Genomic DNA, 23470 nt, shown 5'->3' on the forward strand with positions numbered 1-23470 from the left:
CTACTCTCTCGATTAGCGGCTGCAAAAGTACAACTTCTTTTTAATCTCACAAGCTTTTTTTGAAAAAAAATTTCTTTTTTAAATCTCCAAAAACTCACTCAATACGTAATCAGAACGTCGCTGTTTTTGCGGACTGCAAAGGTAATCCCTTTTTTGATTCTGACAAGCTTTTTAAAAGAAAAATTCTTTTTTTATTCTCATCCCTTAAACCAAAATATCTGTATGAACTTGCCTGTATTGCGGGTGCAAAAGTAGTATCTTTTTTACCATTAACAAGACTTACTCCAACTATTTTTAAAAGTATTTTTCTACTGTTTGATTATAAAGCACTTACAAATCGAAATATTTTTACGCTTAACACCTAAATAAGTCTTCTTTACTCCATAAGCAGATTTTAAAACTTTAAAAATATAAAACAAGAACTTCAACAAAAGATTAAATCACAAAATTCGACTCAAAAACAACAAGTCTTCTTCAAATCCTCGAATCGCAACACTCTAATAATATATTAATATGTATACCTATATATATTGTATGTCTTTAGGTATTGTATTATATTTGCATCTTATTAAAAATTAAGAGATGATAAAAATTACTTTACCTGACGGTTCGGTTAAGGAGTTTGCGAAAGACTCGACTCCTATGGATGTAGCTTTAAGCATTAGTGAAGGTTTAGCTCGAAATGTAATTTCAGCTTCCTTTAATAATACAACAGTTGAAACCACCACACCATTAACCTCTGACGGTACTCTTATATTATATACTTGGAATAACCTAGAAGGAAAAAAAGCATTTTGGCATTCTACCTCACACGTAATGGCTCAAGCCTTGGAAGAATTGTATCCTGGCATAAAATTAACAATAGGCCCAGCAATTGATAATGGCTTCTATTACGATGTTGACTTTGGGGATAAAAAAATCACCGATGCTGACTTCAAGAAAATCGAAGACAGGGTACTTGCTATTTCCAAAGAAAAGCATGAATTCAAAATGCGTTCAGCTACCAAAGCAGAAGCATTAGCTTTTTACAAAGACAATGAATTTAAAACTGAATTAATCGAAAATCTTGAAGATGGAACTATTACATTTTGTGATCACTCTACCTTTACAGATTTATGCCGCGGTGGACATATTCCAAATACTGGAATAATTAAAGCCATGAAAATTCTTTCAGTAGCAGGAGCATATTGGAGAGGTAACGAAAAAAATAAACAGTTAACTCGTGTTTATGGTATTTCATTTCCAAAACAGAAAGACTTAACAGAATACCTTCAATTATTAGAAGAGGCTAAAAAACGTGACCATAGAAAACTTGGAAAAGAATTGGATTTATTCCATTTTTCACAACGTGTCGGACAAGGTTTACCATTATGGTTACCAAAAGGTGCCGCTTTACGCGACCGTTTGGAGCAATTTTTGAAAAAAGCACAAAAGAAAGCAGGATACGAACAAGTAGTTACACCACATATTGGACAAAAAGAACTATATGTAACTTCTGGTCATTACGCAAAATATGGAGCTGATAGCTTCCAGCCTATTCATACACCTGCAGAAGGAGAAGAGTTTTTATTAAAACCGATGAACTGCCCACATCACTGTGAAATTTTCAATGCACGACCTTGGTCCTATAAAGATTTACCAAAACGTTATGCAGAATTCGGAACAGTATATCGTTATGAGCAATCAGGAGAATTACACGGTCTAACTCGTGTAAGAGGATTTACTCAAGATGACGCTCACATTTTCTGTACTCCAGATCAATTGGATGCTGAGTTTAAAAATGTTATTGACTTAGTATTATATGTATTCGGTTCATTAGGATTTGAAAACTTCACCGCACAAGTATCAGTAAGAGATTTAGAAAATCCAGAAAAATATATTGGTAGCGTAGAAAATTGGGAAAAAGCAGAGAATGCTATCATTAGCGCCGCTAAAGACAAAGGTTTAAATTATGTAATTGAAGCTGGAGAGGCTGCTTTTTATGGACCAAAACTTGACTTTATGGTTAAAGATGCTTTAGGAAGAAGTTGGCAACTTGGAACTATTCAGGTAGATTACAACTTACCAGAGCGTTTTGACCTTACTTATAAAGGTAGCGACAACGAATTACACCGTCCGGTTATGATTCACAGAGCACCTTTTGGAAGTATGGAGCGTTTTATTGCAATTTTACTTGAACATACTGCTGGAAACTTCCCAATTTGGTTGATGCCAGAACAAGCTATTATCTTGTCTTTGAGTGAGAAATATGAAAATTATGCTCAAAAAGTTTTTAGTTTGCTAGAAAATCACGAAATTCGCGCCCAAATAGACAATAGAAACGAAACTATTGGTAAAAAAATTCGTGAAGCAGAAACACAAAAATTCCCTTTCATGCTTATCGTAGGTGAGGATGAAGAGAAAAACGGAACCGTTTCTGTTAGACGTCATGGTGATGATGGAAAATCAAACCAAACAATGACTATTGACGCTTTTGCGGCATTAGTTCAAGAAGAAATAAACAAAACATTAAAACAATTCTAAGTTTAACTTAAATTTTTAAAGCCATAGCAATTAGAAACAACAGAGGTTATAAACCTCGCGAAGAAAAAAAAGCAGCACACCGAATTAATAATTTAATTCGTGTTCCTGAAGTACGTTTGGTAGGTGACAATGTAGAACCTGGTATCTACAAAATTGGTGAAGCCCTACGTCTTGCAGAAGAGCAAGAAGTTGATTTAGTAGAGATTTCTCCAAATGCAGAGCCACCTGTTTGTAAAATCATGGATTATGGTAAGTTCTTATACCAACAAAAAAAGCGTGAGAAAGAACTAAAAGCCAAATCATCGCAAGTTGTTATTAAAGAGATTCGTTTTGGACCTCAAACCGACGAGCATGATTATGAGTTTAAAAAGAAAAATGCTGTAAAATTCCTTCAAGATGGAGCTAAATTAAAAGCATTTGTATTCTTTAAAGGTCGTTCGATTATTTATAAAGAACAAGGACAAATTCTTTTATTGCGTTTGGCTCAAGAATTAGAGGAATATGGTAAAGTTGAGCAAATGCCAGTTTTAGAAGGAAAACGTATGATTATGTACATTGCTTCTAAGAAAAAAGCAAAATAAACTGATTCATTCAGTTAAAGATAATAAGTAAGATAAACTAAATACAGGAAGAAAATGCCTAAAATGAAAACTAAATCTAGTGCTAAGAAACGATTCAAAGTTACTGGTTCTGGAAAAATAAAAAGAAAGCACGCTTTTAAAAGTCACATTTTGACTAAAAAATCTAAAAAGCGTAAGCTAGCTTTAACTCACTCTGGTTTAGTACATAAAACAGACGAGAAAAGCATTAAACAACAGTTAAATATTATTTAATTCGTTGTTGGTTAAAATTAATTAATAACCCTGGAGTGGGCAACCAACTTAAAATTAAAATTGGTTAGAAGTTTCGAAAGATCGCCTTACTACAAAAAACACTTAAAATTATGCCAAGAGCAAAAAATAGAGTAGCTTCAAGAGCTAGAAGAAAAAGAATATTAAAACAAGCCAAAGGTTTCTTTGGAAGACGTAAAAACGTTTGGACAGTAGCGAAAAACGCGGTAGAAAAAGCAATGGCTTATGCTTACCGTGATAGAAAGCAAAAGAAAAGAAATTTCCGTTCATTATGGATTATGCGTATCAACGCTGGTGCAAGATTACACGGAATGAGCTATTCTCAATTTATGGGGAAAGTAAAAGCAAACAACATCGAGTTGAACCGTAAGGTACTTGCTGATTTAGCAATGAATCACCCAGAAGCTTTCGCAGCTATCGTTAACAGAATTAAATAAAACGTCAAACCGTTTATCTTACTTATAAAAAATTCCCAATCGAAAGGTTGGGAATTTTTCTTTTTATAGCATTATATAATGTAATTTTGAAGCATTAAATGAACATTTTGAAAAAAGAACAAAAAATTACCACTCAAAAAAATCTTCACCCTAGAAACAAACATCTTCAGGGTTATGATTTTCCCACATTAACCTTAACGTATCCAAAGTTAAAAGAATTTGTTTTTGTTAATAAATACGAAACCGAAACTATTGATTTTGCCAATCCAGATGCTGTAAAAGCGCTAAACAAAGCACTTTTACTTCATTTCTACGATGTAAAATTTTGGGATATTCCAAAAACAAATCTTTGTCCTCCAATACCAGGCAGAGCTGATTATGTACATCATATTGCAGATTTACTTGCAGCTTCAAACAAAAATGAAATCCCAAAAGGCAACCATATTAAAGGTTTAGATATAGGAATTGGCGCAAACTGTATCTACCCTATCATTGGAAATAAAGAATACAATTGGCGATTTATTGGTACTGAAACTGATGTGCCATCTTTAAAAGCATGTGCTAAAATTATTGAAAACAATCCACAACTTAGTAAAGATGTTGAATTACGCATTCAACAAAACAAACGTAATATTCTTAAAAATTGTATTATTGAGGGTGATCGATTCGATTTTACAATTTGCAATCCTCCTTTTCACAATTCTAGAGAAGAAGCGACTAAAGGTACTCAACGAAAACTTCGCAATTTAGGAAAAACTACAGAAGGTAAACCTGTTTTGAATTTCAGTGGTCAAAACAATGAATTGTGGTGTGAAGGTGGAGAACTTGCATTTATTACCAACTTAATTTATGAAAGTGTGCATTTCAAAAAACAATGTTTTTGGTTTACAAGTTTAGTATCCAAAAAAGAGAACCTCAAACCTTTATACAATCACTTGAAAAAGGTTGGCGCAATTGAAATAAAAACCATTAATATGGAACAAGGAAATAAAATAAGCCGATTTATTGCTTGGACTTTTTTAAATCCTCAACAACAAGAAAACTGGAGTATTATTCATTGGCAATAAATTACTTAAAATAAAAAAGACTTAATCAATATTAAGTCTTTTGTTTTTTCTTCCTTGCTGCAGGAAACAGCACATTATTTAAAATTAAACGATATCCTGGTGAATTAGGATGCAAATCTAAAACCGTAGGTGCATCTCCTACTTTATGTTGGTAATCTTCAGGATCGTGACCTCCATAGAATGTAAACATCCCCTTCCCTTTCGTTCCATGAATGTATCTTGCTTCACCGTTTAACTTACATTCACCCAAACGCAAGACATTACTCTTGATTAAATCTCCTTTAAAAGCAGTTGTTTGCCCCATAAAACCTTTTACCAATTGTGTATGATTTTGACATAACATAGTAGGAATAGGATCCCACTTTGCAGAAAAATCCATTAGTGTAAAATAATCTTGAGGAAATGGAACACGTTTATTCATTCTATCCAAAGTAGTATCAATATCGGAAAACTCATAAACAACAGGATTTTTTTCAAGCATAAAATCTTTAAAGGCAAATGATGCATTATAATTTATTCTTGCCTGATAATTAGCATCACTATTATCTCCATCAAACATTGGCTCACAAATATCAACACCTTCTGCAGCTAACGCAATATCAAAACTATCAGTAGCAGAACACATTGCAAACATAAACCCACCTCCTATTACGTAATCTCTAATTTTAAGAGCAACTGCTAATTTTTCTTCAGACACCTTGTTATAACCTAATTTAGCTGCTAATGCTTCTGCTTCTTTCTTTTGCTCGATATACCAAGGCGCATTTCGATAAGCTCCGAAAAACTTCCCATATTGACCTGTAAAATCTTCATGATGCAAATGCAACCAATCGTACAACAACAACTGGTCTGACAATACTTCCTCATCATAAATTTCAGTATAAGGAATTTCGGCATAGGTTAAGACCATCGTTACGGCATCATCCCAAGGCTGTTTTCCCTTTGGTGTATAAACCGCAATCTTTGGTGCTTTTTCCAAAATAACAGTCTCCATATTTTGAGAAGGACTACTTATGCTTTCCAAAATCGCATTAGCGGCAGCATCAGAAAGTACTTCAAAACTTACTCCTCGTATTTGACATTCCTTCCTAATATCAGCAGTATCAGGCAACAGAAACGAACCGCCGCGATAATTCAACAACCAATTGACTTTAAATTGTTTTTCTAAAACCCAATAAGTCATTCCATAAGCTTTCAAGTGATTTTGTTGCGCTTCAGCATCCATCGGTACTAAAATTGACGATGCATTTGAACATATGCTGATCAACAAAATGAAAAATATAAGTGTATATCGTATCAAAAAGTAAAGTTTTATTATCAAAGATAACAGAAATATTAAAAAAAAAGGCATAAAAAAATCCCGAATAATCGGGATTTATATTTTTAAAATGGTACATCGGAATCGTCATCTTGAAAATTCATATTACTTCCAAACGCTTCATTAGGAGTTGGAAGATTTGGCGTCATAAATGGATTACTATCATCAAGATTCATTTTCGAAGGCAATTCATCAAATGGCGAACCAAAATCATCTAAATTGTCAAACTTACCAAGGTTACCAATAAATTTCAATCGAATGTTTTCCAAACCACCATTACGGTGTTTCGCTACAATAAACTCAGCTTGACCTTGAGTTGGAGAACGCTCTTCATCATCCCATTCGTCAATTTTATAATATTCAGGACGGTAAATGAACGATACGATATCGGCATCCTGCTCAATAGCTCCAGATTCACGTAAGTCAGAAAGTAATGGTCGTTTACTTGAACCACGCGTTTCAACGGCACGCGACAACTGTGAAAGTGCGATTACCGGAACGTTTAACTCTTTTGCCAAAGCTTTTAAGTTACGAGAAATTGTCGAAATCTCTTGCTCACGATTTCCTCCACCCTTGCCAGATCCTCCGGCGGTCATTAACTGAAGGTAATCAATAACAATCATTTTAATACCGTGTTGTGATGCTAAACGACGAGCCTTAGCACGTAAATCAAAAATAGACAACGAAGGTGTATCGTCAATGTACAAAGGGGCTTTTTCTAAATCTTTTACTTTAATTGAAAGCTGTTCCCATTCGTGTTTTTCCAATTTACCTGTTCTCAATTTCTCCGAAGACAAACCAGTTTCCGACGAGATCAAACGAGTAATCAACTGTACAGAGGACATCTCCAATGAAAAGAACGCTACAGGCGCTTGATAATCGATTGCCATATTACGCGCCATCGAAAGCGTAAAAGCCGTTTTACCCATACCCGGACGTGCTGCAACAATAATTAAATCGGAAGGTTGCCATCCTGAAGTAAGTTTATCCAAATCATGGAAACCTGTTGGGATACCACTTAAACCTTCCTTACCAGCAATCTCTTCAATACGTTTTTTTGCTTGGATAACTAAACTTTGAGCAGATTCTGAACTACGTTTAATATTTCCTTGCGTAACTTCATATAACTTCGACTCTGCTTTGTCTAATAAATCAAAGACATCTGTCGTTTCATCATACGATTCCTCAATAATCTCATTTGAAATTTTAATCAAACTTCTTTGAATAAATTTCTGTAAAATAATTCTTGAGTGGAATTCGATATGAGCAGAAGATGAAATTTTTTGCGTAAGTTGAATCAAATAAAAATCACCACCAGACAAGTCTAATTTTCCGTTCTTCTTCAATTGTGACGAGACCGTTAATAAGTCAATAGGTTGTGTATCATTAAACAACTCAACAATAGCTTGAAAAATGTGTTTGTGTGCTTCTTTATAAAAAGCATCAGGCTGTAAAATATCGATTACTTCATCTACTCCTTTTTTATCAATCATCATTGCACCGAGCACAGCTTCCTCTAAATCAACAGCTTGCGGCGGTAATTTCCCTTTTTCGAGATTGATTAAAGCAGATTTATCTACTTTTAAAGAGTTCATATTTTTGATATTTTCCATTATGCTAATGTAACCAAAATTATAGTATGAGTTAAAATTGTTTATAAAAAACAGTTGTTAATAAACTGTTGAAAAACAATACTTTATTGTTAATAAGTCAAAAAAAATCCGAAACTGTAAGGTTTCGGACTTATAGTATTTCAAATTGTAAATTATTCTTTAAACTCGCCCATATTACTGTACTTGTCCATTCTTTTCGCAATTAAATCATTTGTTGATAATTTAATTAATTCGTTGTAAGACTTAATGATATATTTTTGGACTGTGTCAAAAGTTGTTGCTCTATCATAATGTGCTCCACCTAGTGGTTCTGGTATGATGTCATCGATTAACTTTTGTTTTTTCATATCAATAGCCGTAAGTTTTAAAGCCTCAGCTGCTTGCTCTTTGTACTCCCAACTTCTCCATAAAATTGATGAACATGATTCTGGAGAAATTACAGAGTACCAAGTATTTTCTAACATGAAAACTTTATCACCAACACCTATTCCTAAAGCACCTCCTGAAGCACCTTCACCTACAATGATACAGATTACTGGAACTTGTAAACGGCTCATTTCAAAAATATTTCTTGCAATAGCTTCTCCTTGACCTCTCTCCTCTGCTTCTAGTCCTGGATAAGCACCTGGGGTATCAATAAAAGTAACAACAGGAATTCCGAATTTTTCAGCCATTTTCATCAAACGAAGTGCTTTGCGGTATCCTTCTGGATTCGCCATACCGAAATTACGGTACTGACGTGTTTTTGTATTATAACCTTTTTGTTGACCAACAATCATGAACGATTGTCCACCAATTTTACCAAGACCACCAACCATTGCTTTATCATCCTTAACACCTCTATCACCAAAAAGTTCTAAAAAGGTATCACCACATAAAGCTTTGATATAATCCATTGTATAAGGACGGTTTGGGTGACGTGATAATTGCACACGTTGCCATGCCGTTAAATTTTCATATATACTTTTCTTGGTTTCTTCTAATTTCTTCTCTATTTGTTTGCACGTATTGGTTACGTCAACATCAGATTCTTGACCTATGACCACACATTTATCTAGCTGATCTTCAAGTTCTTTTATAGGTAATTCAAAATCTAAATACTCCATAGGGGTTATTCTTTTGGTTTGTTTTGTGAAGGCAAAGATAAAATTTTCAGTTGAAAAACAATTCAACTAGTTTAATTTTAGTTTCTTCTTTTTTTGATAATTTTTCAAAATCCCGTTTAATACAACAGTAGACAAGATGATTAAGGCTCCAACATAAAAACTTGGATTCATTTTTTCTTTCTCTTGAAAAATAAGCACTGCAAGTATGATTCCATAAATAGGTTCGAGATTAATTGTCAACATTACAGTATAAGGACTCAAAAATTTCATAACCTTAACCGATGCAATGAAAGCAAAAGCAGTACACACGGATGAAAGTAGTAACAACCAAGCTAAATCGGATAATTTTAATTGAAAGAATTCACTGGTAAAACCATTTGAAAACATCAAAAAAGCAGATAGAAATAAGACACCACCAAAAAGTTCATAAAATGAAATAGTACTCGCATCGTACTCCTTGGCGAATCTTCCATTGATAACCGAAAATAACGCCGACAAAAAAGCTGAAGTAAGCGCTAAAACAATACCTAATACATAATCACCCTCGACCTGAAAAATAATATAAAGTCCAGATACTACAATCAATCCAAATAGCACTTCATACCAAATTACTTTTCTACCATATAAAAGAGGCTCTAAAATAGAGGTAAAAAAAGCACCAGTTGACAAACAGGCTAAGGTTACCGAAACATTTGACACTTTAATTGCTTTGAAAAAAGTAAGCCAATGTAAAGCAATAACCAAACCAGCAATTAAAAATACAGCTAGTGTCTTTTTGGGAATATTTATAGGAATCTTTTTTATCCTAATGTAAACAAAAATAAAAACGACAGCTAAAATCATACGCCACCAAACAAGCGGTAAAGCATCTAAAGAAATTAAAGCTCCAAGAACTGCCGTAAACCCCCAAATAAAAACTATAAGATGGAGTAGCAGATAACTTTTAAAATTATCGTTTTGCATTACGTAATAAATAAATAGCCAACAATCCGAAAACAAAATTAGGCAACCATACTGCGATTAAAGGAGAAACACTCGATTTTTCAGCAAGTGTACCAAATACTTTATCAAAGAATATAAAAGTAAAAGCAATCACAATACCAATTGCTAAATTAACCCCCATCCCTCCTCTTCGTTTCATCGAAGAAACTGCTACAGCAATAATAGTTAGAATAAAAGCTGCAACTGGTAAACTAAACTTTTTATAAAATACTACCAAATAAGTATTAATATTAGCACTACCTTTTTTGCGTTCTTTGTCAATAAATTCATTTAAGTCACCTATCGTCATCGTTTCCGCCACATAAACTACTGGAGTTAAATCGTCAGGTTCAAAATTAAATTTCATCAACTTTTTATCTTCCGACTGCAACTCATCATTCAAAGGGCCAACTGTACGTTTTGAATAATTATACAACGCATACGTCTTGGTTTCCTCATCATATTTAATACGATTAGCCGCAATTCTATGGTCTAAAACATTATCCTTAAACTTTTCGTAAACAAAATTGAATCCTGTTTTTGACAAATAGTTATAATTGCTCACATAAATAAACTCGTCTTTACCTATTTGTCTATAAATATCTGTAGTTTCCCGCGTTTTACTATTTCCTTTCAAATAGGTGTACCTAAAATCATTAAATCCCTTACTAGCATTGGGCACAAGGAAAAATCCCATTATTAATGCAAAAATTGAAACGATAGTAGCCCCAATAAAATAAGGTTTTAAAAAGCGATAATAGGAAATCCCCGAACTTAAAATAGCAATAATTTCAGTGTTATTAGCCAATTTGGAAGTAAACCAAATAACCGATAAAAATAAAAATATCGGAAATAGTAAATTGGCAAAATAGATTGTGAAATCAACATAATAAAGTAGAATTTTATCCAAAGGAACATTCTTTTCAATCATCTTGTTTACTTTCTCAGAAACATCGATTACAATTCCTATCGGTATAAATAGCAACAACATGGTAAAAAAAGTTGCTAAATATCGTTTTAAAATATACTTATCTATTAATTTCATTCGATAACTTTGATTAAAGTCTCTGACTCATTTGCACCACCATTCTATCTTTCCATTCTCTGAAAGTTCCGGCAAGAATTTGACGTCTTGCTTCACGAACTAACCACATGTAAAAACCAAGATTATGAATCGTTGCAATTTGTTTCCCTAAATATTCATTTGCAGCAAACAAATGACGTAAATATGATTTAGAGTATTCTAAATCAACAAAAGTGTGCCCCATCTCGTCAATAGGAGAAAAATCAGCTTCCCACTTTTTATTTTTAATATTGATTGTACCATTTGCTGTAAACAACATTCCGTTTCTAGCATTACGTGTTGGCATAACACAGTCAAACATATCAATACCCAAAGCAATATTCTCCAAAATATTGATTGGTGTACCAACCCCCATTAAGTAACGTGGCTTATCTTCTGGAAGAATTGCAGTAACTACTTCTGTCATAGCATACATTTCTTCTGCTGGCTCTCCTACTGATAACCCACCAATAGCATTTCCTTGAGCGCCTGCATTTGCAATATATTCCGCCGATTGTGCACGTAAATCTTTATAAGTACTCCCTTGAACAATTGGAAAAAACGTTTGTTCGTAACCGTACTTGAATGGTAATTTATCCAAATGTGAAATACAACGGTCTAGCCAACGGTGTGTCATATGCATCGAACGTTTAGCATAACGATAATCACAAGGATAAGGTGTACACTCGTCAAATGCCATAATAATATCAGCACCTATTGTACGTTGGATTTCCATTACATTCTCCGGAGAGAAAAAATGGTATGATCCATCGATATGTGATTTGAATTTAACTCCTTCTTCCTTAATTTTTCGGTTTGACGATAACGAATACACTTGGTATCCTCCAGAATCGGTTAAGATATTTCTATCCCAATTCATAAATTTATGCAATCCACCAGCTTTTTCTAAAATATCCGTCTGTGGACGTAAATACAAATGATATGTATTTCCTAAAATAATATCAGGATTAATATCGTTTTTCAATTCACGCTGATGCACTCCTTTTACAGAAGCCACCGTACCCACCGGCATAAAAATAGGGGTTTCAATTACTCCATGATCTGTAGTAATAAAACCAGCTCTCGCTTTACTTTTCTCGTCTTTTTTGACTAAATCGAACTTCATACTTTTCTTTTACAGAGGCAAATATAATTGAAATACCCCACTTGAATGTAAGGTGTGTCAAAAATTTAAAATAGATTTAGGAAATTTACTTTACTAATAAATGTTTTAGAATTTCGAATAACTTCCTGATAAAAGGTTTGTTGAAAGCAAAATTATAAAGTATTTTTGCAAAAATTTTTTTTATTAAATGAAAGCAAACACACAACAATTACAAGATTTAACCATTCAAGTAAGACGAGATATACTAAGAATGGTACACGCTGTAAATTCTGGTCACCCAGGAGGTTCTCTTGGCTGTACTGAATTTTTAGTAACACTATATCAAAACCTTATGACACGTAAAGAAGGATTTGACATGGATGGAATTAATGAAGACGTATTCTTTTTATCAAACGGACATATCTCTCCAGTATTCTATAGTGTTTTAGCACGCAGTGGTTATTTCCCTGTAAGTGAGTTGGCTACATTTAGACATTTAAATTCAAGACTTCAAGGTCACCCTACAACACACGAAGGTTTACCAGGTGTACGTATGGCTTCAGGTTCATTAGGTCAAGGACTTAGTGTTGCTTTAGGTACTGCACAAGTAAAAAAATTAAACAATGACCCAACTTTAGTATATACTTTACACGGAGATGGTGAATTACAAGAAGGTCAAAACTGGGAAGCAATCATGTATGCTTCTGCAAAAAATGTTGACAATTTAATTGCAACTGTTGACGTAAACGGTAAACAAATTGATGGTAGCACCGACGAAGTATTAGCAATGGGAAGTTTAAGAGCTAAATTTGAAGCTTTTGGATGGGATGTTTTAGAAATCAAAGAAGGAAATAACATTGAAGCTATTATTGCAGGTATGACAGAAGCTAAAGCTAAAACTGGAAAAGGAAAACCGGTTTGTGTTTTATTGTATACTGAAATGGGTAATGGTGTTGATTTTATGATGCATACACATGCTTGGCATGGTAAAGCTCCTAATGACGAACAATTAGCATCGGCTTTAGCACAAAACCCAGAAACTTTAGGTGACTATTAATCCTTCAATTGAAAATAACAATGAAAAAATATACAAATACAGGAAGTAAAGATACACGTTCAGGGTTTGGTGCTGGACTAACAGAACTTGGACAAAAAAATGAAAATGTTGTAGCACTTTGTGCCGACTTAATTGGTTCATTAAAAATGGATAATTTTAAAAAGAATCACCCAGAGCGTTTTTTCCAAGTAGGTATTGCTGAAGCAAACATGATGGGAATTGCTGCAGGTATGACAATAGGAGGTAAAATTCCTTTCACGGGTACTTTTGCAAACTTTTCTACAGGTCGTGTTTACGATCAAATTCGTCAATCAATCGCTTATTCTGATAAAAACGTTAAAATTTGTGCATCACACGCAGGTTTAACTTTAGGAGAAGATGGTGCTACACACCAAATCCTTGAAGATATCGGATTAATGAAAATGTTACCTGGAATGGTTGTTATCAATCCTTGTGATTATAATCAAACTAAAGCCGCAACTATTGCTATTGCAGAACACCACGGACCAGTATACTTACGTTTCGGACGTCCAAGTGTTCCAAACTTTACTCCTGAAAACGGAGAATTCGTAATTGGTAAAGCTGTTATGTTAAATGAAGGTACTGATGTAACTATTGTTGCTACAGGTCACTTAGTATGGGAAGCACTAATCGCTGCTGAAGCTTTAGAAGCAAAAGGAATCTCAGCTGAAGTAATCAACATTCACACTATCAAACCACTTGACGAAGAAGCTATCTTGAAGTCAGTTGCAAAAACAGGATGCATTGTAACAGCTGAAGAGCACAACATCTTAGGAGGTTTGGGCGAAAGTGTATCAAGAACATTGGTAACAAACAATCCTGTTCCTCAAGAATTTGTTGCCGTTAACGATAGTTTCGGTGAATCAGGAACTCCAGCACAATTAATGGAAAAATACAAATTAAACAACCAAGCCATTGTTGAGGCAGTTGAAAAAGTATTAAAAAGAAAATAATACAATTCCACAATAAAAAAATCCCAATCATTAGATTGGGATTTTTTTTATTTCTTTTCTATTTTTACTGACAACTTGGATCTAAATACTTTTTAAGTGTTCCTCCGCATGTTGGCACTGTATCAAAATCATAATACGTAATATTACCGTTTCCATCATTTGTTTCAATCAATTCTGTCTTGGTTAACACATTATCACCATCATCATCAATATCTAAAAAATCTGGCACTCCATCTCCATCTGTATCATCGTTAAAGAAATCATTATCTCCATTCAAATCTTCATATTTATCTGCAATCAAATCTTGATCGTGATCTCTTTCTCTTAATGTAAACAATTTTATTTGGAAAACAATAGGTGCATATTGTCCAATGTTTGTTAAAACACCATTAAAATAAGCCAATCCAGAAGGAATAAATACGATTACATTTCCATAATCAAACCATGACAATGTACCGTCAGGATTCAACGTAGGCGCATTATTAGGACTTGTTTTAACCTTTGATAAAATTTGACGGTAACCTGAAATGGAAGAAATTGAAGACTCTGGAAAAGAGAACCAATAACCGTTGTTATTTTGGTCAAAAATTTCGTTATCCAAATTCCAACCTTTATAAGCAGTAAATGTAGAATCGACACTTGTAGGAGTCTGTCCCAAACCTTCATTCAATACAATATAATACAACTTATAAGAAACCGCATCATCAATACGCCCGTCTGTTAATAAACTAGTACGCGAATCATTTTTTACAGTAATAGATTGTAATGGATATGCTGCATCATCCCATATGGACACTTGATCCGCGTCAATAGCTTTTACAGTCGCATCATCTCCTACTACCTCTAAATAATTATTTTTCAAATAATTTTCAATCTCAACAATGTTTTCATTATAAACTTCTTGTCTGTCACGAGGAGGTGTAATAGTTGTACCATCATCTTTTTTACAAGCAACTAAAGTCAATAAAAAAGCAACAATACCTATTGTATAAATTTTCTTCATTTTCATAAATTTTGAGGTGCAAGATACAATTTTACTTTATTTTTGTATTAATATTAACATTCATTTTTGACTTTAAGTATGCGCGTCGATAAATTTTTATGGTGCACCCGATATTACAAAACCAGAAGTATTGCTACCGAAGCGATTAAGAAAGGGCACATCAGTGTAAACGGCCAAACAGCTAAACCCTCTAGAGAAGTATTTCCTTCTGATAAGATAGTGATGCGAAAGGATCAAATCAATTATCAAATTACGGTTTTAGACATTCCACAAAACCGTGTGGGTGCAAAACTTGTTGATATTTATCGAAAGGACGAAACACCTCAAGAAGCTTTTACTCATTTAGAACTTTTAAAATTAAGCAAAGAGCATTACCGCGCCAAAGGAGAAGGTAGACCAACCAAAAAAGACCGAAGAGACATTGACGATTACACTAACGAAGACTTTTTTGAAGATGAAATTGAATAAAGACTATTGGGAAAACCGTTATCAGACAAATGAAACAGGTTGGGATACAGGAACTATCACCACACCTTTAAAAGAGTATATTGACCAACTTGAAAACAAATCCTTAAAAATTTTAATTCCTGGCGCTGGTAACAGCTACGAATTTAGTTATTTAATCAAGAAAGGGTTTACCAATGTGCACGTCATAGATATTGCTCAAAATCCTATACAAAACCTACTCACTAAACACCCCAACTATAAAAGTCAGATTCTAAACGGGGATTTTTTTGAATTGGATGATACTTTCGATTTAATTATAGAGCAAACCTTCTTTTGTGCTTTAGATCCAAATCTGAGAGATCAATATGTCAAAAAGGTTCATTCAATTTTAGCTCCTAATGGAAAAATTACTGGATTACTTTTTGATTTCCCTTTATCAAATGAAGGACCACCTTTTGGAGGAAGTAAAAATGAATACACTGAACGTTTTGAACCACTATTCAAACTAAAAAAAATGGAACGCGCATATAATTCCATAAAACCACGCGCAAATAAAGAACTCTTTTTTATCTTTGAGAAAAAATAAAACCATGCAAAATATTATTTTAAATCATCAAGAAATCGAACATAAAATAAAACGCATTAGCTATCAAATTTTTGAAACTTTTGTCGATGAGAAAGAAGTTATTATTGCTGGTATCGCAAATAGCGGGTATACATTTGCCGAGAAAATTGCTGCAGAATTGAACAAAATATCGGATTTAAAGGTTACCCTTTGCGAAGTACACATTAACAAACAAAATCCTCAAGAAACTATTACTACTTCTCTAAATCCAGAAGAGTACCAAAATAAAGGATTAGTCTTAGTTGACGATGTTTTAAATTCGGGCACTACGCTTATATATGGTGTAAAGCATTTTCTTGACGTCCCTTTAAGCAAATTCAAAACAGCCGTATTAGTCGATCGAAATCATAAAAAATACCCTGTAAAAGCAGATTTTAAAGGTTTATCACTATCTACTTCTCTACAAGAACACATCCAAGTAGTGTTTGAAGCAAACAGTAGCTACGCTTATTTAAGCTAATAGATTTTCTATTTCAGCGCTTATTTCTTTAACAGACTTATTATCTACAGCCACTGTGTGTTTCGCTTGTAAATAATAGTATCCTCTATCAAATAAATGTTTACGAATATAATCCTCTAATTCCGCATCGTTTAAATGTGCAATTAGAGGACGTTTACTTTTCTCCTTACTCAAACGTTCTACTAAAGTAGCTATTGAAGCTTTTAAATAAATTGACACTACTCCGTCTTGATTTAAAAGTTCATGATTATTCGCATAACAAGACGTACCTCCACCTAATGCCAAGATAAAATTATCGTTATTATTTAAAAATTCTCTAAAAACAACACTTTCTTTTTTACGAAAAAAGACCTCTCCTTTTGCTTGAAAAATATTTTTTATCGTGTCTTGCTCCACATTTTCGATTATTTCGTCCAAATCATAAAAGGGAATTCCTATATTTTTTGAAATATTTTCTCCAATTTTAGACTTCCCCGATCCCATGTAGCCAATTAACACAATTTTTTTCATTTCAATAACCACTTTAAAATTAATACGTTAAAAACTAATTCAAAAAAAAAGACAAATTTATAATAAAAAACGCTTGGAAAATAAAATATACGTCTTATATTTGCACCCGCATTGAAGGAACAACAACAATGACTTGGTAGCTCAGTTGGTAGAGCACATCACTTTTAATGATGGGGTCCTGGGTTCGAGCCCCAGCCAGGTCACAAAAACATAACATATTCCTAAAGGCATTGACTTGGTAGCTCAGTTGGTAGAGCACATCACTTTTAATGATGGGGTCCTGGGTTCGAGCCCCAGCCAGGTCACAAAATACAAAGTTAAGCCTAGCTGCTTAACTTTTTTTTGTTTAAGGCCATGTGGAGGAATTGGTAGACTCGCCATCTTGAGGGGGTGGTGTCGCAAGACGTATGGGTTCGACTCCCATCATGGTCACCAGAACAGAATTTAAAATATTGACTTGGTAGCTCAGTTGGTAGAGCACATCACTTTTAATGATGGGGTCCTGGGTTCGAGCCCCAGCCAGGTCACAAAAAACAAACATAGCTTTAAAAGCATCGACTTGGTAGCTCAGTTGGTAGAGCACATCACTTTTAATGATGGGGTCCTGGGTTCGAGCCCCAGCCAGGTCACAAAAAAGGTTAAGCTTCAGCTTAACCTTTTTTATTTGATACAACTTTAATATTTTATTCTTTAGTATCTATCAGAGGACCACTAATCAAATTAGAAAAAAGCTAAAATCCCCACTTCAATCCCGATATCATAAGAACGATCTTTACCAAAACCTACACTTGGATGAATGTAAACCCAATTGAATTTACTTAACTTTCGACCAAACTCTAAGTAAGCATTATTTTGAAAACCTTCAATAGTTGCATTGTAACGAAAAGCCACATCAGTTGCTATCCAATTTTTGCTAAAATTGAAGTATAAGGCATTCTCAAATAACGTAGTATTAATATCATTTCTATTAGCATCCCCTGCAAAACTTACTTGATATTCTAAAAGGGAAATTAACAACCATTTTTTAGCATCATCAAAGAAATGTCCATAAAAAAGAGTTGGAATAAAAGTCCATTTCCCACTACCAAAAGCTGAATTTGTAGCAGTATTCCCAACAACCTTAGCACGAACACACAATCCGTTATGATCATTCAACACCGGTATATAAGCAATTGAAACCGCTAAATCACCCAATCCTGTTTTATTATTATCTGAACTATTTGTCGAAACAATTGGAGCATCCAATCGAAGGTTCCAAGCTTTATTTCCAACTGGCAATAATAATCGGATATCAGTAGTATTGTATGATCCTGAATCAGTATCAAGATATTCATTAAACACCAAAATTGTTCGATTGAAAAAATTGTATTTAGGCGCATCAAATACCTTTTTAAGTGTATCGGATTCTTGAGCTATTAACACTTTATGAAATAGCAATAACAAAACCAAAAAGACATATATTCTATTCATAACTAGCAAATTACACTCTAATTTACTAAATTATATACAATAACAACACTTTAAAAATAAATAAGTCCCTTTCGGGACTCTCTATTTTAAAATATCTTGAAGCGGTTTTAATTGCTCAAAATCAAACTTTGACTTTTGGAGTAAGCTAACTAACCTCAACACTTGATTCGGGTTCATATTATCCCCTATTACCCTTACAATTGCGAAACCTGTTTCTCTTTGAGCCGCGTAAAGTACAAACTCATCAATCGCATTCTCGTTTCCTACAAAGTAAACAATAGCACTTTTGTCAGCCCCTCCATATTTAATTAATTCTTGATATGCTTCATCATTTAAAATGGTTTTTACTTTTGCACTTTCATCATCAAACTTATTTTCATTCAAAGTATCTTTCTTAAAAACCAAAACATTTAATTTCTCAAATGATTCTAACGCTTCTTTATCGGCTACGGACAAAGCAACCTTATCAGTATTAATAATACTCGAACCTAAATCCAAAACCACAAAACCTGGCGATTCTGACCTTTCAACAATGTACTTTTGTAAACTAGGTTTACTACTACAACTTGCTATTAAAATTGCAGCTATTAAAACAATATATTTTTTCATAACTATAAGTTTTGCAATGTTTTTAATATTTTCTCCTCTTTGCTAGACAACGGCATCGCCATATTGGTATTCCAATATTCAGAAGTATAGTTCATACCATTTTCATAAATCGATTTCTTTTGATACAAATCTTCCTCTTCAGGTATATTAATATTGAAATCATAATAATGATTCACTAACAAATCGTTAACCACTTTAAATCGATCATTTATTTGTTTTCCAAACTTAACATAGAAATCAAAAATTTCCTTTTTATAATTCGGAATATACTTTTCCCCTTCCTTTAAGAAAGACATTTTTAATTGCAAATCATAAATTTTAAACTTGAAAAGCAGCATACTGCGCAGTTCTGCATACTGACTGTGTGATGCTGCTGTTTTTAAATCAACATCCAAAATAATTCTATCTTTTGCGTCATAAACAATCTCACCTTCAATCAGCTGTTGCTGCACTGTTTTCAAGGGCTTAATGATAATTTTTTCTAAAGTTCTACCATCACTACTCACTTGACTGCGCATTTCAAAATCATATTTCTCAGAATCCTTTGCTTTTGTCAAATAATTCTCGATAATATCAAGATTAAAAAAATCATTTGCTTTATTTTTAAAATCCGATAATGAGTTTACAGCCGACATATCCATTTTACCATTCGACTCTATTTTATCTGCTGCCGTCAATTCAAAAGCGCGACTTTGATCGACAATTACGTAAGGTTTAACTTTATCCTTACGCTTGGGTTTGATATAATAATCAACTAACCCATCACAAAACTTTGAATATTGATTATTGATAATTAAAAACTCTCGGAAATAGGTCTCCAACTTAACGTTTTGCGCTAATCGTTGTTTAGAATTATCTATCAACTCCGACATGATTTCATGTAATGGCTTACTAGTCAAGATTACCTCATCAAGCAAATATTCATCCAATTCTAATGGTATTACTTTTTCTCCATTTTGAAAAGTCCCAACAGGTACAACTAAAGTTTTATACCCCAAACAACTTATAGTTACCTCTTTTAAACCGGGCATAATCTCAAAACGAAAAATACCATCTTCATTTGTATACACCCCTTGTCGAATTTCTAAAGAAAAAACATTCACATATGGGAGTGGTTCTAAAGTAGCTGCATCAATAATTTTACCTTGAATTGTAGTTTGTCCAAAAAATGAAAAACAACTGAGCAATAGTAACCAGAAAAAATGTTTCATAATTCAATTTAAAAGATTATTTCTTTTTTGAAGCTTTTTTCAACTCATCTCCTCCAGGCAAATTCATTTTATCAGTTAAAGCAGAAATCTCGTCCAGGTTAAAATTACCTGTCAAAGACAAAACTATAGCTTGACTATCTCCTGAATTTGGAGATTCAATAAACATCAATAATTCTTTCACTATATTTTCAGAAGCACCAGACTTTACATAAATATTCACTTTTTTCCCTTCGTTGTTGATACGCATTAACTCATCCAAAGGATTTGACTTTAAATAACTATTCACTGTAGCTTTCATCTCATTAGCCGTTGATTTATTGTCCGTCATAAAAACCTTTAAATTATCTAACTTTTTGGCTAAATCTAAAAATTGCTTCTCGCTTCCTTTTGCATCAACTTCAATATTACTCATTAAAGAAAACATTTTTTTAGTAACCACTACAGTTTGTACTTTATCATTTCCTTCGTATTTATCAAATGGACTTTGCGCAAAAAGGAAAGTTGTAAAAATTGTAAAAACTATACTTAACGCTATTTTTTTCATGATTTTATTTTTTAAAAATTTTGTTTTTTGATTGTTCAAACTCTTGTAAAACCGCCACACCTTCAACACCATAATTAACTTGTTCCGAAACTAGCTCCAATGCCTTTTGAGTCGCTATAAAAGCCTCTTGAGGATCTTCAAAAGTTCCTAAATCAGATTCAACATAATGTTTGTTATAAAACGTAGCAATTCCAAATAGAACTACAAATCCTGCTGCTATACCAATCCATTTTACATTTTTCTGCTTTCTAGGTTGTAATGGAAGGGATTTTGTGAATTGTATTTCCTTTTGCTCTTGAAAAGAAACAAACAACGGTTTGTATTGCTCCAAATGTGTTGCAATATTATCCGAAGTAAAATAGGCCTTTAATTGTTTTTCTTCGGAAAGGCTTGTTTCTCCTTCAAAATATTTTTCTAACAGTATCTCAACTTGTTTTAATTCCATAATTGTGTTTCGCAATTAATTTTTCTCTTATTGTTTTTCGCGCTCTCGATAATGCTACTCGAACCGCAGTTTCATTCATACCCAGCACTTCGGCTATTTCATTAAATTCAAATTCATCTACATCACGCATTTGAATGATTAACTTTTGTTGTTCCGGTAAAGCATCTATAATTTTACTCACCCAATTTAAACTATCACTATCTTCCAATTGTTTGGAAAGATTTGTAACATCACTATAATTACTATGCACCAATTGCAAATTCGATGCCCTTTTTGATTTCAATTGATCCAAACAATAATTCTTTGTCATGGTCATGGCTAGTGCTTCAACACTTTTATAATCTTCTAGGACTTCCTTTTTATTCCACAATCGTACCAATACCTCCTGCGTTGCATCTTCAGCTTCCTCTGTACTTGCTAACATCCGTTTTGCAAAACGAAATAACTTATCTTTAAAAGGATTAATAATATTTATAAATTGCTGCTGTTGCATCTTAAAGTATCCGTTTACAATCAAGACGAATATAAATTAATTTTGTTACAACATAAAATTACTTTAATTTTAGAAACCAAATTATTTACTATGAAAAAGTTATGTTATGCACTTTTAGCTTGCGTTAGTCTTATAAGTATTATAAGTTGTTCAGATGATTTTGATGACAATCCACAAAGTGGATCCGTGAACGATTTTATCTGGAAAGGTCTAAACTTTTACTATTATTGGCTTGAAGACTCTCCCGATTTAGCTGATAATCGATTTGCCAACAACAGTGAATATGAAACTTTTTTAAACAATTTTACGTCACCAAGAGCACTATTTGACCATTTAACTGTTGATGACCAAATTGATCGCTTTAGTCTGTTATTTTCAGATTACACCGTTTTAGAACAAGCACTATCGGGTACTCAAGAAAACAACGGAGTTGATTTTGAATTGCGTTATTACAATGGAAGTTCAACCGATATCTTTGGTTGGGTACGTTATGTATTACCCAACTCAGATGCTTCTGGTAAAAATATTTACCGTGGAGATATTTTTTACGCAGTAAATGGGATTAGTCTTACCGTTGATAATTATAGAAGTTTATTAGGACAAGACACTTATACTTTAAACCTTGCCGATTACAACAATGGAACCCTTATTCCTAATGGTACTTCAGTTACACTAACCAAACAACCTTTTTCTGAAAACCCTGTACATTTAGTCAAAACCTTCCCATTAGGAACAAAAAATGTAGGTTATTTGATGTACAACGGCTTTTTGTCGCAATATGAGAGCGAATTAAACGATGCATTTGCATACTTTCAAAATGAAAACATAAGCCATTTAATTTTGGACTTACGCTATAATTCGGGAGGCTCCGTTAATACTGCAACGCGCTTAGCAAGTATGATTACAGGTCAGTTTGACAATCAAGTATTCGCTAAACAACAATGGAACTATAAAATTGAGGACTATTTAAATAGTAACGACCCAGAAGATTTATTAAACCGATTTACCACTTCACTTGGAAATGGTAACACTATCAATAGTTTAAACCTAAACAGTATCTATATTTTAACTTCAGAAAACACCGCTTCTGCAAGTGAATTAATTATCAATGGTTTAAAATCTTATATTAATGTTACTCAAATAGGGGATGTTACTGTTGGAAAAAATGTGGGGTCAGTCACGCTATATGATTCTCCAACATTTCAAAAGGAAAATGTAAATCCAAGTCATAAATATGCAATGCAACCTATAGTTTTGAAAATTGCAAACAATGATGGTTTTAGTGATTATACAAACGGATTAACCCCAGATGTAACACAAATAGAAGACATTGGCAACTTAGGGGTATTAGGAGAGGTATCTGATCCTTTATTGAATACCGCTTTAAACTATATTGATGCTAATGGTAGAGTAATCCCACAAGTACCTGCTGTAATTTTCAAAAGCTTTAAAGACCGAAAAGCACTACAACCAATGGGTAATGAAATGTACCTTGAAAGATAAAAGCAAAAAAGGTTCTGAAATAATTCAGAACCTTTTTTCATAAAGAACAAATCAA

At 33.4% G+C, this 23470-nt stretch carries 25 protein-coding genes and 5 tRNA genes; 16 read left to right on the forward strand and 14 right to left on the reverse strand.

The window, feature by feature from the left end; translation table 11 throughout:
- Window positions 1–582: 582 nt before the first annotated feature.
- From thrS to rlmF, 5 genes are all read left to right on the forward strand, one after another.
- Window positions 583–2523: a threonine--tRNA ligase gene (gene thrS, locus ACFS5J_RS01880; protein WP_379810254.1), complete on the forward strand. Its 1941-nt coding sequence runs from the start codon at window positions 583–585 to the stop codon at window positions 2521–2523.
- 29 nt (window positions 2524–2552) lie between these two features.
- Window positions 2553–3104: a translation initiation factor IF-3 gene (gene infC / locus ACFS5J_RS01885; protein ID WP_379810703.1), complete on the forward strand. Its 552-nt coding sequence runs from the start codon at window positions 2553–2555 to the stop codon at window positions 3102–3104.
- 54 nt (window positions 3105–3158) lie between these two features.
- A complete protein-coding gene (gene rpmI, locus ACFS5J_RS01890; RefSeq protein ID WP_140964640.1) occupies window positions 3159–3356 on the forward strand; it encodes a 50S ribosomal protein L35 in 198 nt (65 codons plus the stop codon).
- Window positions 3357–3466: 110 nt separating this feature from the next.
- Window positions 3467–3811 (forward strand): 50S ribosomal protein L20, encoded by a 345-nt coding sequence (rplT, locus tag ACFS5J_RS01895; RefSeq protein ID WP_379810255.1) that lies wholly within the window; start codon window positions 3467–3469, stop codon window positions 3809–3811.
- A 107-nt stretch (window positions 3812–3918) separates the two neighbouring features.
- Entirely contained in the window at window positions 3919–4878 is a 960-nt protein-coding gene (gene rlmF / locus ACFS5J_RS01900) for a 23S rRNA (adenine(1618)-N(6))-methyltransferase RlmF (RefSeq protein WP_379810256.1), read from the forward strand.
- Window positions 4879–4909: 31 nt separating this feature from the next.
- On the opposite strand, the gene ACFS5J_RS01905 is transcribed toward rlmF, so the two are convergent.
- From ACFS5J_RS01905 to tgt, 6 genes are all read right to left on the reverse strand, one after another.
- Complete coding sequence (locus ACFS5J_RS01905) at window positions 4910–6103, reverse strand: asparagine synthetase B (protein WP_379810704.1); 1194 nt, start codon at window positions 6101–6103, stop codon at window positions 4910–4912.
- Between the two features lie 158 nt (window positions 6104–6261).
- Window positions 6262–7809: a replicative DNA helicase gene (dnaB, locus tag ACFS5J_RS01910; protein ID WP_379810257.1), complete on the reverse strand. Its 1548-nt coding sequence runs from the start codon at window positions 7807–7809 to the stop codon at window positions 6262–6264.
- Window positions 7810–7961: 152 nt separating this feature from the next.
- Entirely contained in the window at window positions 7962–8915 is a 954-nt protein-coding gene (locus tag ACFS5J_RS01915; protein ID WP_379810258.1) for an acetyl-CoA carboxylase carboxyltransferase subunit alpha, read from the reverse strand.
- Between the two features lie 66 nt (window positions 8916–8981).
- Window positions 8982–9878: a DMT family transporter gene (locus ACFS5J_RS01920; RefSeq protein ID WP_379810259.1), complete on the reverse strand. Its 897-nt coding sequence runs from the start codon at window positions 9876–9878 to the stop codon at window positions 8982–8984.
- Entirely contained in the window at window positions 9865–10941 is a 1077-nt protein-coding gene (locus ACFS5J_RS01925) for an LptF/LptG family permease (RefSeq protein WP_379810263.1), read from the reverse strand. Before ACFS5J_RS01925 ends, ACFS5J_RS01920 begins: the two co-directional genes overlap by 14 nt.
- A 13-nt stretch (window positions 10942–10954) precedes the next feature.
- A complete protein-coding gene (tgt, locus tag ACFS5J_RS01930) occupies window positions 10955–12085 on the reverse strand; it encodes a tRNA guanosine(34) transglycosylase Tgt (RefSeq protein WP_379810265.1) in 1131 nt (376 codons plus the stop codon).
- Window positions 12086–12272: 187 nt separating this feature from the next.
- Between tgt and ACFS5J_RS01935 the strand changes: the two genes are divergently transcribed.
- Window positions 12273–13121: a transketolase gene (locus ACFS5J_RS01935; protein ID WP_379810267.1), complete on the forward strand. Its 849-nt coding sequence runs from the start codon at window positions 12273–12275 to the stop codon at window positions 13119–13121.
- 20 nt (window positions 13122–13141) lie between these two features.
- Window positions 13142–14095, forward strand: coding sequence for a transketolase family protein (locus ACFS5J_RS01940; protein ID WP_379810269.1), 954 nt, complete (start codon window positions 13142–13144; stop codon window positions 14093–14095).
- 64 nt (window positions 14096–14159) lie between these two features.
- On the opposite strand, the gene ACFS5J_RS01945 is transcribed toward ACFS5J_RS01940, so the two are convergent.
- Window positions 14160–15098 (reverse strand): FKBP-type peptidyl-prolyl cis-trans isomerase, encoded by a 939-nt coding sequence (locus ACFS5J_RS01945; RefSeq protein WP_379810271.1) that lies wholly within the window; start codon window positions 15096–15098, stop codon window positions 14160–14162.
- Between the two features lie 78 nt (window positions 15099–15176).
- On the opposite strand from ACFS5J_RS01945, the gene ACFS5J_RS01950 reads away from it, so the two are divergent.
- The 3 genes from ACFS5J_RS01950 to ACFS5J_RS01960 are packed head-to-tail and all read left to right on the forward strand — an operon-like array spanning window position 15177 to window position 16630.
- The gene (locus ACFS5J_RS01950; RefSeq protein WP_379810273.1) at window positions 15177–15566 is read left to right on the forward strand and encodes an RNA-binding S4 domain-containing protein; all 390 of its coding nucleotides are present in this window, start codon (window positions 15177–15179) and stop codon (window positions 15564–15566) included.
- Window positions 15553–16131, forward strand: coding sequence for a methyltransferase domain-containing protein (locus ACFS5J_RS01955; RefSeq protein WP_379810274.1), 579 nt, complete (start codon window positions 15553–15555; stop codon window positions 16129–16131). Before ACFS5J_RS01950 ends, ACFS5J_RS01955 begins: the two co-directional genes overlap by 14 nt.
- Before the next feature lie 4 nt (window positions 16132–16135).
- Window positions 16136–16630, forward strand: coding sequence for a phosphoribosyltransferase domain-containing protein (locus ACFS5J_RS01960; protein ID WP_379810276.1), 495 nt, complete (start codon window positions 16136–16138; stop codon window positions 16628–16630).
- On the opposite strand, the gene ACFS5J_RS01965 is transcribed toward ACFS5J_RS01960, so the two are convergent.
- The gene (locus ACFS5J_RS01965) at window positions 16622–17140 is read right to left on the reverse strand and encodes a shikimate kinase (protein WP_379810278.1); all 519 of its coding nucleotides are present in this window, start codon (window positions 17138–17140) and stop codon (window positions 16622–16624) included. The two genes, ACFS5J_RS01960 and ACFS5J_RS01965, sit on opposite strands and share 9 nt — an antisense overlap.
- 130 nt (window positions 17141–17270) lie before the next feature.
- Here ACFS5J_RS01965 and ACFS5J_RS01970 point away from each other — a divergent pair.
- The 5 genes from ACFS5J_RS01970 (at window position 17271) to ACFS5J_RS01990 (ending at window position 17769) form a co-directional block, all read left to right on the forward strand.
- Window positions 17271–17343: transfer RNA gene (locus ACFS5J_RS01970), tRNA-Lys, on the forward strand.
- 29 nt (window positions 17344–17372) lie between these two features.
- Window positions 17373–17445 (forward strand) — tRNA-Lys (locus ACFS5J_RS01975).
- A gap of 45 nt (window positions 17446–17490) precedes the next feature.
- A tRNA-Leu gene (locus ACFS5J_RS01980) sits at window positions 17491–17575 on the forward strand.
- A gap of 19 nt (window positions 17576–17594) precedes the next feature.
- Window positions 17595–17667 (forward strand) — tRNA-Lys (locus tag ACFS5J_RS01985).
- 29 nt (window positions 17668–17696) lie between these two features.
- A tRNA-Lys gene (locus tag ACFS5J_RS01990) sits at window positions 17697–17769 on the forward strand.
- A gap of 91 nt (window positions 17770–17860) precedes the next feature.
- On the opposite strand, the gene ACFS5J_RS01995 is transcribed toward ACFS5J_RS01990, so the two are convergent.
- From ACFS5J_RS01995 to ACFS5J_RS02020, 6 genes are all read right to left on the reverse strand, one after another.
- Complete coding sequence (locus ACFS5J_RS01995) at window positions 17861–18610, reverse strand: lipid A phosphoethanolamine transferase (protein WP_379810279.1); 750 nt, start codon at window positions 18608–18610, stop codon at window positions 17861–17863.
- Window positions 18611–18691: 81 nt separating this feature from the next.
- Window positions 18692–19219 (reverse strand): DUF4252 domain-containing protein, encoded by a 528-nt coding sequence (locus tag ACFS5J_RS02000; protein WP_379810281.1) that lies wholly within the window; start codon window positions 19217–19219, stop codon window positions 18692–18694.
- A gap of 2 nt (window positions 19220–19221) precedes the next feature.
- Window positions 19222–20430: a carboxypeptidase-like regulatory domain-containing protein gene (locus ACFS5J_RS02005; RefSeq protein WP_379810282.1), complete on the reverse strand. Its 1209-nt coding sequence runs from the start codon at window positions 20428–20430 to the stop codon at window positions 19222–19224.
- A gap of 16 nt (window positions 20431–20446) precedes the next feature.
- Window positions 20447–20974, reverse strand: coding sequence for a DUF4252 domain-containing protein (locus ACFS5J_RS02010; RefSeq protein ID WP_379810283.1), 528 nt, complete (start codon window positions 20972–20974; stop codon window positions 20447–20449).
- Window positions 20975–20978: 4 nt separating this feature from the next.
- Window positions 20979–21419, reverse strand: coding sequence for a hypothetical protein (locus ACFS5J_RS02015; protein ID WP_379810284.1), 441 nt, complete (start codon window positions 21417–21419; stop codon window positions 20979–20981).
- Window positions 21400–21912: an RNA polymerase sigma factor gene (locus ACFS5J_RS02020; RefSeq protein WP_379810285.1), complete on the reverse strand. Its 513-nt coding sequence runs from the start codon at window positions 21910–21912 to the stop codon at window positions 21400–21402. Before ACFS5J_RS02020 ends, ACFS5J_RS02015 begins: the two co-directional genes overlap by 20 nt.
- A gap of 90 nt (window positions 21913–22002) precedes the next feature.
- On the opposite strand from ACFS5J_RS02020, the gene ACFS5J_RS02025 reads away from it, so the two are divergent.
- Window positions 22003–23415, forward strand: coding sequence for a S41 family peptidase (locus ACFS5J_RS02025; RefSeq protein ID WP_379810286.1), 1413 nt, complete (start codon window positions 22003–22005; stop codon window positions 23413–23415).
- Window positions 23416–23470 lie beyond the last annotated feature (55 nt).

The organism is Flavobacterium chuncheonense, from assembly GCF_042686145.1.
Lineage (GTDB): Bacteria > Bacteroidota > Bacteroidia > Flavobacteriales > Flavobacteriaceae > Flavobacterium > Flavobacterium chuncheonense.

Excerpts from the sequence above, each read along its gene's own strand:
- thrS (WP_379810254.1), top strand. The coding sequence starts at position 583 with ATGATAAAAATTACTTTACCTGACGGTTCGGTTAAGGAGTTTGCGAAA.
- rpmI (WP_140964640.1), top strand. The coding sequence starts at position 3,159 with ATGCCTAAAATGAAAACTAAATCTAGTGCTAAGAAACGATTCAAAGTT.
- rplT (WP_379810255.1), top strand. The coding sequence starts at position 3,467 with ATGCCAAGAGCAAAAAATAGAGTAGCTTCAAGAGCTAGAAGAAAAAGA.
- ACFS5J_RS01905 (WP_379810704.1), bottom strand. The coding sequence starts at position 6,103 with ATGGATGCTGAAGCGCAACAAAATCACTTGAAAGCTTATGGAATGACT.
- dnaB (WP_379810257.1), bottom strand. The coding sequence starts at position 7,809 with ATGGAAAATATCAAAAATATGAACTCTTTAAAAGTAGATAAATCTGCT.
- ACFS5J_RS01915 (WP_379810258.1), bottom strand. The coding sequence starts at position 8,915 with ATGGAGTATTTAGATTTTGAATTACCTATAAAAGAACTTGAAGATCAG.
- ACFS5J_RS01920 (WP_379810259.1), bottom strand. The coding sequence starts at position 9,878 with ATGCAAAACGATAATTTTAAAAGTTATCTGCTACTCCATCTTATAGTT.
- ACFS5J_RS01925 (WP_379810263.1), bottom strand. The coding sequence starts at position 10,941 with ATGAAATTAATAGATAAGTATATTTTAAAACGATATTTAGCAACTTTT.
- tgt (WP_379810265.1), bottom strand. The coding sequence starts at position 12,085 with ATGAAGTTCGATTTAGTCAAAAAAGACGAGAAAAGTAAAGCGAGAGCT.
- ACFS5J_RS01935 (WP_379810267.1), top strand. The coding sequence starts at position 12,273 with ATGAAAGCAAACACACAACAATTACAAGATTTAACCATTCAAGTAAGA.
- ACFS5J_RS01940 (WP_379810269.1), top strand. The coding sequence starts at position 13,142 with ATGAAAAAATATACAAATACAGGAAGTAAAGATACACGTTCAGGGTTT.
- ACFS5J_RS01945 (WP_379810271.1), bottom strand. The coding sequence starts at position 15,098 with ATGAAGAAAATTTATACAATAGGTATTGTTGCTTTTTTATTGACTTTA.
- ACFS5J_RS01950 (WP_379810273.1), top strand. The coding sequence starts at position 15,177 with ATGCGCGTCGATAAATTTTTATGGTGCACCCGATATTACAAAACCAGA.
- ACFS5J_RS01955 (WP_379810274.1), top strand. The coding sequence starts at position 15,553 with ATGAAATTGAATAAAGACTATTGGGAAAACCGTTATCAGACAAATGAA.
- ACFS5J_RS01960 (WP_379810276.1), top strand. The coding sequence starts at position 16,136 with ATGCAAAATATTATTTTAAATCATCAAGAAATCGAACATAAAATAAAA.
- ACFS5J_RS01965 (WP_379810278.1), bottom strand. The coding sequence starts at position 17,140 with ATGAAAAAAATTGTGTTAATTGGCTACATGGGATCGGGGAAGTCTAAA.
- ACFS5J_RS01995 (WP_379810279.1), bottom strand. The coding sequence starts at position 18,610 with ATGAATAGAATATATGTCTTTTTGGTTTTGTTATTGCTATTTCATAAA.
- ACFS5J_RS02000 (WP_379810281.1), bottom strand. The coding sequence starts at position 19,219 with ATGAAAAAATATATTGTTTTAATAGCTGCAATTTTAATAGCAAGTTGT.
- ACFS5J_RS02005 (WP_379810282.1), bottom strand. The coding sequence starts at position 20,430 with ATGAAACATTTTTTCTGGTTACTATTGCTCAGTTGTTTTTCATTTTTT.
- ACFS5J_RS02010 (WP_379810283.1), bottom strand. The coding sequence starts at position 20,974 with ATGAAAAAAATAGCGTTAAGTATAGTTTTTACAATTTTTACAACTTTC.
- ACFS5J_RS02015 (WP_379810284.1), bottom strand. The coding sequence starts at position 21,419 with ATGGAATTAAAACAAGTTGAGATACTGTTAGAAAAATATTTTGAAGGA.
- ACFS5J_RS02020 (WP_379810285.1), bottom strand. The coding sequence starts at position 21,912 with ATGCAACAGCAGCAATTTATAAATATTATTAATCCTTTTAAAGATAAG.
- ACFS5J_RS02025 (WP_379810286.1), top strand. The coding sequence starts at position 22,003 with ATGAAAAAGTTATGTTATGCACTTTTAGCTTGCGTTAGTCTTATAAGT.